The 13,505-nt window shown below is 59.1% G+C and carries 7 protein-coding genes; 6 read left to right on the forward strand and 1 reads right to left on the reverse strand.

All coding sequences use genetic code 11. From position 1 onward, the window contains the following. Window positions 1-147: 147 nt before the first annotated feature. The 3 genes from Q0030_RS02680 to Q0030_RS02690 are packed head-to-tail and all read left to right on the forward strand — an operon-like array spanning window position 148 to window position 2,619. On the forward strand, window positions 148-1,374 hold the full coding sequence (locus Q0030_RS02680) for an acyl-CoA dehydrogenase family protein (RefSeq protein WP_298363001.1): 1,227 nt from the start codon (window positions 148-150) through the stop codon (window positions 1,372-1,374). Window positions 1,375-1,381: 7 nt separating this feature from the next. Then, window positions 1,382-1,936, forward strand: coding sequence for a flavin reductase family protein (locus tag Q0030_RS02685; RefSeq protein WP_298363003.1), 555 nt, complete (start codon window positions 1,382-1,384; stop codon window positions 1,934-1,936). After that, the gene (locus tag Q0030_RS02690; protein WP_298363005.1) at window positions 1,933-2,619 is read left to right on the forward strand and encodes a TetR/AcrR family transcriptional regulator; all 687 of its coding nucleotides are present in this window, start codon (window positions 1,933-1,935) and stop codon (window positions 2,617-2,619) included. The genes Q0030_RS02685 and Q0030_RS02690 overlap by 4 nt, the downstream gene beginning before the upstream one ends. Window positions 2,620-3,919: 1,300 nt before the next feature. On the opposite strand, the gene Q0030_RS02695 is transcribed toward Q0030_RS02690, so the two are convergent. Beyond that, entirely contained in the window at window positions 3,920-4,432 is a 513-nt protein-coding gene (locus tag Q0030_RS02695; protein WP_298363007.1) for a hypothetical protein, read from the reverse strand. 956 nt (window positions 4,433-5,388) lie between these two features. Between Q0030_RS02695 and Q0030_RS02700 the strand changes: the two genes are divergently transcribed. From Q0030_RS02700 to Q0030_RS02710, 3 genes are all read left to right on the forward strand, one after another. Then, a complete protein-coding gene (locus Q0030_RS02700; RefSeq protein WP_298363009.1) occupies window positions 5,389-8,346 on the forward strand; it encodes an FG-GAP-like repeat-containing protein in 2,958 nt (985 codons plus the stop codon). A 128-nt stretch (window positions 8,347-8,474) separates the two neighbouring features. Then, entirely contained in the window at window positions 8,475-12,020 is a 3,546-nt protein-coding gene (locus Q0030_RS02705) for an RHS repeat-associated core domain-containing protein (RefSeq protein WP_298363011.1), read from the forward strand. Between the two features lie 16 nt (window positions 12,021-12,036). After that, window positions 12,037-12,243, forward strand: coding sequence for a hypothetical protein (locus Q0030_RS02710; protein ID WP_298363013.1), 207 nt, complete (start codon window positions 12,037-12,039; stop codon window positions 12,241-12,243). Window positions 12,244-13,505 lie beyond the last annotated feature (1,262 nt).

Genomic DNA, 13,505 nt, shown 5'->3' on the forward strand with positions numbered 1-13,505 from the left:
TGGACGCCCGGTGGCGGCAGTTGAGAACTCTGTGCCTTGATTCGCCGGACGCAGGTTTGCGCGTCTTGATCTCTGGTGATCGCTCGATAAACTGAACCGAACGACCCGTCGCGCGAATGTTTCGGAGATCGAACGAAGGAAGAGACCATGGTTGAGGTTGGCCGCGGGCTCGACACCAAGATGCCGCCAGGGTCAGATCGGGATCACTATTCGCTCATGGTCGCGCGAGCCCGAGCGCTGGCACCGGCTCTGCGTGAACGGGCTGCGCGGACCGAAGAATTGCGCCGTTTGCCGCCCGAGACCGAGCGGGATCTGCACGATAGTGGGCTTTTCCGAATCCTGCAGCCCAAGCGCGTCGGGGGCAGCGAACTCGACTATGTTGCGCTGGTCGATTGCGCCGACGCCCTGGGGCAGGGCGACGCCTCGGTCTCCTGGAACTTTGCCAATCTTGCGAGCCACCACTGGATGCTGGGTATGTTCGCGCCCGAGGCGCAGAGCGCCGTGTGGGACGAGAATCCCGATACGCTGATCGCGTCTTCCTTTGTTTTCCCGGCAGGACGGGCCAGGAAGGCACGTGGCGGTTATTTACTGAGCGGTCATTGGCCGTTCTCGTCCGGGGTGGAAGCCTGCGGGTGGAACATGCTCGCGAGCGTGGTTGCCTCGGATGATGAGGCCGACGGCGTCGAGTATCGGCTCTTCCTGTTGAACAGGCGCGACTACAGCATCGACGACACCTGGAACGCGGCAGGTCTGCGCGGAACAGGATCGAACGATGTGCGAGTAACTGACGCATTCGTTCCCGAGCATATGACGGTCGCCGTCAGCGATCTTGCGGGTGGCGCAACGCCAGGCAGCGTCGTCAATCCGAACGCGCTCTACATGCTTCCGGTTTTCTCGTTGTTCCCCTATGTGCTGTCTGGGGTCGGTCTGGGAAATGCCCAGGCGTGCCTGGATGATTACGTCGAGATCGCGCGACACCGTGCCTCGACATACAATCGGGCCAAGCTCGGCGACCTGCAGAGCACACAGATCAAGATCGCCGAGGCCTCTGCGAAGATAGATGCCGCACGGCTGATCATGCGCACGAATTGCGTTGATGTGCTTGCAGAGATTCGGCGTGGTGATATCCCCAGCATTGCGGCGAAGACGAAGCTCCGGCGCGATGGCGCGTTCGCGGTCAATTTGTGCACCGAAGCCGTCTCTCTTCTGTTTGCAGCGAGCGGGGCGCGCAGCCTGTTCACCTCGGGTGCACTACAGCGCCAGTTTCGCGATGCGCATGCAGTGAACGCACATCTCGCCTTCAATTTCGACGCGGCGGGCACCAATTACGGGCGGGTGGCTCTTGGGCTGCCGTCTGAAAACCTGACGCTTTGAGGCTGGGATGTCCGACTCACCCAAACATCCGCCGGATCCGGCCAGTGAACTCGCAAGCGACAGCTCGACGATCGATCCCCGTGACTTCCGCCATGCCCTCGGTATGTTTGCGACCGGTGTGACGATCGTCACCGCGATGTCGGCCGAAGGACGACCGTACGGAATTACGTGCAATTCCTTTGCGTCGGTGTCGCTCAACCCTCCACTCGTGTTGTGGAGCCTGGGGATGTTTTCGCAGGGACTGCCGATCTTCCAGAATGCCAGCCATTTCACGGTCAACGTTCTTGACGCGTCGCAGCAGACGCTGGCGATAAAGTTTGCCAGATCATCGGGTGACAAATTCGCCGGTGTGAGTTGGTCACCAGGCCTCGGGAACGCTCCTGTGCTTGCCGACGTGGTCGCAAATTTCCAATGCCGGGCTGCTAACCGCTACTACGGCGGCGATCACGTCATTTTCCTGGGCGCAGTGGAAGCGTACGCCTATAACCGGAACAATCCGCTGTTGTTCGCCCGAGGAGGTTTTGGCCGGTTCCAGGCTCACGACGGTGACAAGACATCATGAATCGAAAAGCGCCAGTCAAGCGAGCGCGCGCCAAGCATAAGCGGTTATCAGCCGATGATCGTCGCAGTGAATTCGTCACCAAGGCAACCGAGCTCTTTGCCGAGGAAGGATTTGGCGGCGGTACGCGTGCCCTGGCGCGCAAGCTCGGCGTAACCCAGCCGCTGCTTTACCGCTACTTTCCGAGCAAGGATGAGCTCATCAAGGAGGTCTACCGCAAGGTCTATCTGGAACCCTTGGAGATCGGTTGGGAGAAATTGCTCTCGGATCGGTCGCGTCCGATTCGTGTGCGGCTGCAGGAATTCTACGAAGTTTACACGGATGCGATCTTCAACCGCAGATGGCTCAGAATCTATCTCTACTCCGGCCTGAAGGGACTCGATATCAACCGTTGGTATGTCGGCATGGTCAAGGAAAAGATACTGACGCGCATTCTCAGGGAATGCCGCCACGACGCCGGCCTCGCGACCCAAAGCAGGCCCAGCGCCGCCGAACTGGAGCTGGCCTGGGTGTTTCACGGCGGGATCTTCTATTACGGCGTACGCAAGTACATCTACGAAGCGCCCGTCCTCGAGGACAAGGCGCAGATGATCAGTGATGCGCTGGATATCTTTCTTGCGGGATTTGAGAGGATGGCGGAAAGCGCGACCGATCGTCGGGCGGCGTCGATCAAGGTTGTCGGCTGAGCCGGATTTTGATTCCGCCATTCGGAACTTCGATCCTCCCGCCCAGCCAGTCCGATCCGGCACTCTGAACTGTGTCAGATGCCGCATTCTGAACGTCTGTTGCCACTTGGTTCGCCAGCATGTGGGCGTGGCGCTTCTAGGTCGCCGAAAGCATCCGGGCATCGGTGCGCTTGGCGCATCCCGAATTGCTTTCCCGGGCGCGGTGCGCAGATAGGGCGCGTCCTTGGCCCTCGGTCAGTTCCGCCCCATCGAGTTCGGTCATACCCCGTGCCGACAGGCGTCCAGGGCGAACTTCTTCGGGCAGGCCAATTGCTTTTCTCATGCGCTGGACAATCTTTTGCATGCCAGAGAAGGAGTGGGCTGGAAACGCCTTCCTCGACTTCCAGTAGAATCATGGGTACGCCGCGACGTACGAGCTTCGCCTGCACCGCCTCGGCTTCCTCATAGAATCTGACAATCTCGCCGGTTGGAAGTCGCTCTTCCAAAAAAGGGGATGGTCGATGACGGGCTCCGGTCTTGTGGTGTTCGATTCGAATCGTTGGCTTTTGCCCGGTCCGATAACTAGTCCATTTGATGTGGCCGGCAATCATGTTCTCCGGGCGCTGCAACTACTCGAAGCAGATGACCGCTGCAGCGTCATACTCCGGCTCACCATGCTCCAGGCAACCGTGCGCGAACTTGTAGGTCTGCTCTCTCGCGTAACGGCGTGTCTGACCTGCTTGACCCGGGTTGCCATCGTGACGCCCAGCCAGGGGTTCGGTATGTCCGCTGGGAACTCGGCGGGAGGCAACCGATGAACGACGCGCCAGGCCTTTCGGCATAACACGACCAGTTTTTCAGCGGTCCGCAGCCGGTTGCCTTTCCCACCTCTGACGAATGCATCGTACAACTTGTCCGCGCCCAGCGGGGTAACGAACTTGATCGGCCGGCTGCCGACGCGACCGAGGCCCGACGTTCAGACTCTTAAACCGATCGTCCTGCAATGAGCATCCGCTGGCCACCTATTGGGAAGCTGCGGCGGTCATCCTTGGTACCTTTCCGATGAAGATTACAATAAGTGGATGCTGCGAACGCCAGACGGCGGAGACCGCCGCCTAGCGCAGCGCGAGTGAGCTAGCTCCGCGCAATCCGTTCGACGCGATCTCGCCTCGGAGCCTTGTGCCCGTCTAGGTAGGCTGGCATGTCGAGCGACAACGGGGCGACCTGCGCTTGTTGGCTCGCTCCCGCCACTCGCCCATGGCTTCTTCACATCTAGCGCAAGTCTGTAGAGATCGCGTCGGAAACTTCCCCCAACGCCAGTCTACGGCATGAATATCTGCGCCACGCTCAGATTCAACCCGTAGGATGCACCGGTCGGATAGGGAGGAATGGGCTGATCCGGCCATTCGCCCTTGCCATTATCACCGCGGAGCCACGCCCACTGCGTTACCCCATTGACGCAGGGAGCGATCGCGGTGCCATTCGTGCGCGACCCGCCAGTAGGTAATACCGAGATTGTCTGGTTAACATAACTGCCGGGTGTGTACACGGAAGCGCCAGATGCGGGTGACCGGAATGCCACCGCAAGGTCGGCGATGCTTGTTCCTGTCCCGCTGGTGATGATCAAAAAACCCCGAATATCGACCGCGAGCGCCGTCGCTGGCACTCCGATGCTTTTCAAGTCTAGGTCGTGCCATGCGTTCGGGGTTGGGATCGCACCTGCGGGTTGGCCGCATAGTTGGAAAACGCCAGTAGCAGTATTGAGAAAGACAGCGGGGAATTCGACGGGGGACAGTGAAGGTATCAGGACATTGGTCGCGGTCTGCCATGGCATTGAGGTGGTTCCCTAGGTTAATTAGCTTGTGGGCGATTGCGCCACGGCGACACTTGACATGCGAACTTCGCCAAACGTGTGACAATCTAAGATTGATGTATAGTAAAATAGGCATGAGGGTTGTGAGTAGCGGTGAGGCACTAGGCGGCGCCGCTGCCGCCTGGTGGTGTGCTCGCTACCGTCGCTCTTGCAAGCGCTCCGACACAGTCTCACCTCGGAGCATCATACCTTCCAAGTAGGTCGGATCGTCGAGTGACAATGGTGCGTCTATCCGACCGCGCGCAATCGTTGGGTAGTCGCGGCTGTGTTTCCGGCAGAGCTATTTGGCCCGGCCCGGTGCATCATCGGGACGGAGCGTGTGCGAAGCTAGTTCCATCCAGAGGTCGCGCGCGTGCTGGGGGGAGGTATCGCGGTGAGCCATTCGAAGCCGCCGGCCTTGGGCTCATAGAACGGGATCTTCTTTGCTGCCGTGACGCTGTTTCTGGCGCAAGAACGGTACTCCGCACCGGCGTAACACCACTGGAAGCTTTGCAACGAGTGGAAGCTTCCGGGGAGGCGCTCGCTGCGCATGATTCGTTGTCGTCCGGTCGCGTGACGCGCAAGAGGTCCAAAGCCAGCTAGGATTTCGAACGCCATCGACCATCGCATGCCAGTCGGGTGCCGCGCTGCTTTGCGGATGGCTTCCACTCAGGCTCTTTCAACTCGCAGCACCGCTGCGGCTTACTTGCTGCTGGTCTGACCGGTTAGACGTTCTAATCCCGGTGAGGGCGAATGTTTGGAGAGCGGTCGCGCGACAAAACCGATGTGCTCTCAGCGCCATTCCGGCGTGCCTATGTTGCAAAAAGAAAGTTAGTTTTGGAAAAGTTGTAGATCTGGTTGACGGCTCGCACAGGTTTTGTATCTAGAGGTTGTATTCTGTTGCCGAGTTTTGCGCCGATTGGAAGGGGAGTTGGGGGATGCAGGTGGATAGCATCGTTGGCCGTCGCCAACGCGTGTTTGCGTACGTGTCCAAGGCGGTTTTTGCTCTATCTGCTTTTCATCTAGCTTTGCTTCCAACTGGCGCCTCTTCAGGTACGATGGCGCTTCAGGGCCAGTTCACAGTTGGTCAGAGTGGGGCCGGCACCTACAGTATTCCTATCGCGGTGCCGCCAGGAACGGCCGGCATGGCTCCGACTCTGTCTCTCCAATACAGCAGTCAAGATGGCGACGGTCTGCTGGGAATGGGGTGGACCCTCGCCGGCTTGCCGTCGATCGCGCGCTGTCCGCGAACGTTGGCGCAGGATGGTGTGGTCGGTAGCGTAAATTATGATGCTAACGATCGCTTTTGTCTGGATGGGCAGCGGCTCGTCGCTTTCAACGGCGTTTATGGAGCCGATGGCACCGAGTATCGCACTGAGATTGACGCGTTCTCGAAGGTCATTTCCCACGGCGCCGCGGGCAGCGGGCCGGCCTGGTTCGAAGTGCATACGAAGTCCGGCCAAGTGATGGAGTTCGGACGTACGACCGATTCGCTTATTCTGGCTCAGGGAAAGACCACCGCGCGATTGTGGGCGGTCAACAAGGTGAGTGACGTCAAGACCAACTATTTCGCGGTTACCTACATCAACGACACGATTAATGGCCAATATTATCCGAGCAGGATCGATTATACCGGCAACGTAACAGCGTCTGTTGGCGCCTACAATTCCGTGCAGTTCGTTTATGCAGCTAAGCCAGATATCACTCCGCGCTATCAGGCCGGATCGCTGTCTCAGACCACCGTCCGCCTGACCGACGTCAAAACTTATGCCGGAGCTAGCCTCACGACAGACTATCAACTTGCTTACGACCGAAGCCCATCCACTCAGTCCAGCCGGCTAACGAATGTGACAGTGTGTGATGGGAGTGGCAACTGCCTTCCCTCAACTGTCTTCGCGGCACAGAACGGCGCATCGGCGCCAACTCAGAATTTGTTGAACCTTGCGAACGCCGATGGCACCTACATCGGTTGGACGGCGACTTTCGCTGATTTTAACGGGGACGGAAAGACCGACGTCTTCTGGGATAATCAGTACCCCAACACGGACGGTCGGTCGTCTGGCAATCGCATCATCTGGATGAGCAACGGCGATGGCACGTTTACTGCAACTTCCAATGTCGCTGGAGCTGATGGTTACTACAAGGGGTGGCATGCCTTGTTCGGCGACTTCAATGGTGACGGAAAGAGCGACATTCTCTGGGATGACGCGGGCGGCTATGCGGACGGCAGGTCATCTGGCCATCGCATACTTTGGATCAGCAATGGTGACGGCACATTCAACATCATTGGCAACGTTGCCGGGGTAGACGGCTATTATATCGGCTGGCGCGCTTACCTCGTCGATCTGAACGGAGATGGAAAGACCGACATCTGGTGGGACAATCAGGCCGGTTATTCAGATGGCCGTTCGTCGGGCAATCGGAATGCTTGGATCAGCAATGGTGACGGAACGTTCTCCACCATCGGCAATGTTGCGGGGGCGGACGGCTACTTCATTGGGTGGCGTGCACAGTTCGCAGATATCAACGGTGATGGAAAGACGGACATTGTCTGGGACTACAGCAATTATGCGGATGGTCGATCGTCCGGCACCAGGATTCTCTGGATCAACACCGGGAACAATTCGTTCGCTCAGACCAATAACTTTGCCGGTGCAGACGGCTACTACATTGGGTGGCGAGCTTTGTTCGCTGATTTCAATGGCGATGGAAAGACCGACATCCTGTGGGATTACCAAAATGGCTACAATGATGGCCGTTCGTCGGGGAAGCGCGTGTTGTGGCTTAGCAGGGGGGACGGGACGTTTGCGGGCATCTCGAACGTTGCAGGGCTCGATGGCTACTATGTCGGATGGCGTTGCCTGTTTGCAGACTTCAATGGTGACGGCAAGGCCGACATTTTGTGGGACAATGAGTCTGCGGATGGCCGGTCTCTGGGCCAGCGGATTCTGTGGCTCAGCAACGGCGACGGCACCTTTTCGATAAACTCCAACGTTGGCGGGTTCGATAGCTACTACAACGGATGGTTCCCGGCGCTCGCTGATTTCAACGGCGATGGCAAGGCGGATGTATTTTGGAATCTGGTCGATCCGGGCACGCTATCTAACGTCAGTACGCAGCCTAACGCCAATCAGGCCCAATGGGCCGCAATGGGGGGGGCGACGCCCAATCAATCCAACGTCCCTTCGCAGGGCAAGCGGAGCATGTGGTTAAGTGATGGTGTCTCGCCGGATTTGGTTGGCACAATAACGACTGGCCTTGGTGCGAAGACCGCGATCTCATACTTGCCGCTGTCGAACGGCGGTGTCTACAGCAAGGATACGACCGCGGTTTATCCGCAGGTGGATTGGCAATCCGCGATGAATGTGGTGTCGCAGGTCGGTGTTTCGAACGGCGTCGGGGGAACGTATAGCTCGACGTATCGGTATGCTGGAGCAAAGCTCGATTTGAGCGGAAGAGGTTTCCTTGGGTTCCGGCAGATGACGGTAAAGGATCTTCAGACCAACATCTCCGACTCGACGACGTACCGGCAGGACTTCCCGTATATCGGGCTGGTGTCGTCGGCGACACGGACCATCGGCACGCAGACGCTGGGGCAGTCGACCAACACCTATCAACTCAGCAACCTGCTCGGTGGAACAGCGATCAGCCCGGGAAGCGCGCCCTACCGGGTGTCGTTGTCGCAGAACGTCTCGACTGGCTTCGACCTGGATGGCTCAGCACTGCCGGCAGTGACCACGACGAACCAGTACGACGCCTACAACAATGCGACACAGGTCGTGGTGTCGACGCCGGACGGCTTCAGCAAGACGACGACAAATACCTACACCAATGACTACACCAACTGGTATCTCGGCCGGCTGACTCGGGCCTCGGTCACCAGCGTCGCGCCGTAGCGTGCGGCGCTAAGCTCTCTCTGTCGCGCGCGTTTTGTCGATCAAGTTCGGCGCCCGTTGGCGTCCCGCGTAGCTGCGTGCGAATCCAGACGTAAAGAATTCCTTTTGGGGTTTTGGGGAATAATGCCATGAGCAAGATCGCGACCTCGTCGATGGTGGCAGCTGCCGTCGTGATGCTGTCAACCCAGGCCTGGGCCGACACCATCACGCGCACCTCATCGTTCGGTTATGATTCCACCGGATTGCTGAATCAGGAAGTGGTGGAGCCCAATACCCCGGCATTGCGGCTGCAGACCGATTACACTTACGACGCCTTTGGCAACACGTTGACCGTCACGGTAAGCGGCGCCGACATCGCGAGCCGCGGCAGCAGCAGCACGTTCGATGCCAAGGGCCAATTCGTCACCACCAACACCAATGCGCTCGGCCAGAGCGAAAGCCTTCAGTACGATGCGCGGCTAGGCAAGTCGACCAGCCAGACCGGGCCCAACGGCCTGACCACAACCTTCAGCTACGACAGCTTCGGCCGCAAGATCGGCGAGGTGCATGCCGACGGCACCCAGGCCAAGCTGGCCTACAAATTCTGCAGCGGATACGCCGGTGGCGCCGCTACCTGTCCGGCCGGTGCGGTCTACCTGATCACGACGTCGTCCTACGCGGCTGACGGCACTACGCTGAACGCGCCGACTGTCACGGTCTATTTCGATATGCTCGAGCGCGAGACCTCGCGCGAGACCCAGGGTTTTGATGGCAGCACCGTGCGTGCCGTCAAACAATACGATGCGCTCAGCCGGGTCTCACTCACCAGCAGGCCCTATGCTGCCTCCGGCGGCACGCCGCAATACACCACGTATACCTATGATGCGCTGGGGCGCGTGGTGACCCAGACTGAGCCCGATGGCAGCGTGACCACCAGCGCCTATCACGGGCTGACGGTCACCGCGACCAACGCGCTGAACCAGACCCGCACGGTCATCAAGAACAGCCAGAGCCAGGTGGTGTCGGTCACCGACGCGCTCGGCAAGACCATGACTTATGCCTATGACGCCGTCGGCAACATGGTGCAGACCACCGATCCCGACAGCAATGTGGTGAAAGCTGGCTACGACTTGCGGGGCCGCAAGATCTCGAGCCTCGATCCTGATCTAGGTTACTGGACCTACTCCTACAACACGCTTGGGCAGGCGGTCAGCCAGACCGATGCCAAGGGCCAGGTCACGACGATCAGCTACGACAAGCTCAATCGCATGGTGCAGCGCGCCGAACCTGACATGACCAGTGTCTGGACCTACGACACCGCAGCGCATGGTATCGGCAAGCTCGCCTCATCAGCCATCATCGCAGGCACCGGCAACGGCTTTGCCCGCAGTATCAGCTATGACGTGCTGGGCCGCCCCGCGCAGGTATCGACCACCATCGATGGCGCAAGCTATGTGATGGCGGCTGCCTATGATAGCAACAGTCGTCTCACCAAGGTGACCTATCCGTCCGGCTTCACCGCTCGCTATGGCTACAACAGTCTTGGTTACGCCAACCAGTTGCTCGATGACGCCACCGGCCAGGTGCACTGGACCACGAACGCGATGGACGCGGAAGGTCATCTGACCCAGCAGACCGCGGGTAACGGCCTCGCCACCGTCCGCACCTTCAGCGCGACTACCGGCCGGCTCTCCGCCATCGTGACCGGCAGCGCCGGCGCTGTCCAGAATCTCTCCTATACTTATGATCGGCTTGGTAACCCGCTGTCGCGCAGCGATGCCAACACCAATCTGAGCGAAAGCTTCGGCTACGACGCGTTGAACCGCCTGACCACGGCAACCGTCAACCTGGCCGCGGGTCCGCTGATCAAGAACTTCTCCTACAGCGCCATCGGCAACATCATCTCGAAGTCCGACGTCGGCACCTACAGCTACGCGACAGCCGGTTCACCCCTCCCACATGCGGTTGCCGGCATAAGCGGCGGGGCGATCAGCGCTACCTTTACCTATGACCCTAACGGCAACCAGACTGCTGGGCTCGGCCGCTCGATCACCTATACCTCCTATAACAAGCCCGCGAGCATCACCCAGGGCACGCGGACCATCAGCTTCCAGGACGACACCGAGCACCAGCGCTTCAAGCAGGTGACCCCGGAGGGAACAACGCTCTATGTCGCCGCGTTCGGCGTCCTGGCGGAGGTCAGCAATCCCGGCACTAGCTCGGCCAAGTGGACTGAATATCTCTCGGTCGGCAACGAAAAGGTCGGCATGCGCACCCTGCAGGTCGCCTCGGAGACGCTGACCACGCGCTACTTCCACACCGACCACCTTGGCTCGATTTCGGTCATCACCGACGAGACCGGCGCCATCGTAGAGCGGCTCTCCTATGACGCCTGGGGCAAGCGGCGCAATGCCAACGGCAGCGACGATACCGCCGGCAGCATCACCAGCCAGACCACGCGCGGCTTCACCGGCGAGGAGGAGCTCTCCGTCGCCGGCCTCGTGCATCTGAACGGTCGTGTCTACGATCCGCTGCTGGCGCGATTCACGTCCGCGGATCCAACCGTTACCGATCCAATGAATGCTCAAGGGTGGAATCGATATTCCTACGTCGGCAACGATCCGCTCGCCTTTACTGATCCGAACGGATTCTCCTGGTTCTCGAGCTTCTTCCACTCCGTTGGCAACTTCTTCAGCGGCATTGCTCGCGACGTCACGCATTTCTTCCAGACCAATGCGATCGCAAGATCCATCCTCCAGATCGGTGCGACGATAATCCTCAATATCGTCCTTCCTGGATCAGGGGCATTGGTCGGAGCTCTAGCCGCAGTCGGAGGTGCCGCCATCGCGACCGGGCTATCCGGCGGCAATCTCGGACAGATATTGAAAGCAGCAGCAATAGCAGGTGCGACCTACTTCGCATTCAGTGGTCTTGGCCCCACGCCATCGCTCGCATCAATTGCCACAAACCCCGGTACATACATAGCTAATGTGGCGGGATCCGCGGCAGTTGGTTGCGCTTCGTCGGTTGCTTCCGGCGGTTCCTGTGGGTCCGGGGCGCTGTCGGGAGCCGTCGGGTCAGCGTTGTCGCCAATTACATCATCAGTGTTCCAGAATGCTCAGGCCGACATCGGGGAGCGAATTGGCGGTACCATCGTTCAGGCGACCGCAGGGGGCCTCGCGTCGGTCGCTGGTGGCGGAAAATTCGCAAACGGCGCTGTGACTGGAGCGTTTGCGTATTTGGCAAGACTGAGCGTTGAAGACGCGCGCCGGGATTGGAAGGACGCATACAATTCCGACTTGTGCGCCGGCACCCGTTATCCAGATCCCGTTTGCGGCCCGGGCACGCGGCTGCTTGAAGGCGGCGGAGGAGGTGTTGCTTCTCGTGGAGGAGAACCTTTTGATCTAGCTGACCTCGGCAAGGTTCTAAGCAATTGGGTGCGCGGTAAGATTTGGCCAAGTACTCCGGCAGAAATGGAAGCCGGTCTTGGGGTGCCTGGAAGAAGCATTCCCGACGGACCAACGACGCCTGGTCGAGGCAAAATAGTCTGGACGCCAAACGAGGATACAACTATTACCTATGAAGCTCATCCATATCACCCTAACGCGCCAGCGTACCATACGGATCCCCATTGGCATCTGGATACTCCAGGAGCTCCCCACCAGCGATTTTTGCCAGGGGATCCTTTGCCTTGAACTGTGAGGAGCGGTCATGAGTATTGCCCCCATCAAATTTGTCGACCGCGGTAGCGGTGACGAGGGAGTAGTACTGGTGCGCGTGCTGGAAGATTCGGTGGGATTAGCTTTATCACTTCGAAAGAACGGAGATATTGAGGTCGTGTTCGGAAGTGAAGAGCTAGATCAAGTGATTGTTGCGCTTCAAACGGCGCGTCGCACACTCCTTACTCATGAGGGATGAAAGCTCGTATATGCCTTGAATAGCGGGAAGCAACTGCCTTGCGGTAGGCAAATGTCGTGGGCAGCGGAACGAGTTTCGGTGGCAGTGCACTAAATTGATCAAGCAGGCGGCGCACCGAATGTGGCATGCCCGTCTCGCCTCTATCGTCGCCCCCAAATCATCTGCACCACGTCACTCCGGCCGACCACAGAACGGCAACCAACTGACGGGGGCGGGCTGACGATCGGCTACACGTCGTGCAACCAGCCCGTGGGCATCGCGCGGCGCAGCCACGATGAACTCTAGCACCTGCGGACCATCAACGCTATCGGCTGGTGACGTCGTCGGGGACGGTGACCTATCTCGTGGCGTTCGGTGCCTTACGGACCGGTTCAAGAGCAACAGCGGTGCGGCGCGGTGGACCGACTATTTGAGGGCCGGCGGCGCGCTGATCGGCATGCGGGTAACAAGACCACCAAGGTGACCACGCTACGATGAGCACTGGTTGGCTCTCTGGACTTCGGTACGGTAGCCCAACTGCCGTAGCAACCCAGCGCACAATCCAAAGATTCACGTGAATTGCAGTTGGCATAGCTGCACCTGGTGATGTCGGTCCGCGCAGAATTTATACAACCGGAGATTGAGAACGGATCCGCGTTTCGGACATGTTTGTGGGGCGTTTGCGTTGCGTCTTGGGAATTGCCAGTTCTGGATTGCGATGCTCTCATTTGCACTGGGGCTGCCAGACGATGGAAGATGGCTCCGCGGCGGTGGCCTACAATTTTGAGCCGGCGGGGTTCGCTCCGCGTACGCGCGAAAGACAGGGGCGGGCCCACCGATTGAGCGGCACGCCGTTTCTGGCCAATACGCGTGGCGGTCAATCGACGGTGATCGAGGGCTCCGGACGTTTTGTCGGCGAACAGCCGACTGGTGCGATCGGTCGAACTCCTGAGGAGGTCACGGATGGCGTCACTATTAATCTGATCAACGTGCTGGCTGCACAGGTCGCGAAGACATCTCCATATCGAATGATCCTCTACAATATCAGGTTGTGGAGAACTGAGTCAGTTCCTGTCCACAACTCTTGCGATAGTCGAGGCGCGCCGATACGAGTTTAGATGCTGCGCTAGTGCCGGGTGTCTTGGATTCCGAGTGCTTGATCGCTCTTGATGCGAGCGTTCTTCAGAACCAACGCGGGCTTTGGGTCGGCTGTGCGCTCCATGGCCCAGTGGGCTTTCGATCGAAGGCAGCTTCCGAGACTGAATTCCAAAGAAACGTGTGCA

The organism is uncultured Bradyrhizobium sp., from assembly GCF_947648125.1.
Lineage (GTDB): Bacteria > Pseudomonadota > Alphaproteobacteria > Rhizobiales > Xanthobacteraceae > Bradyrhizobium.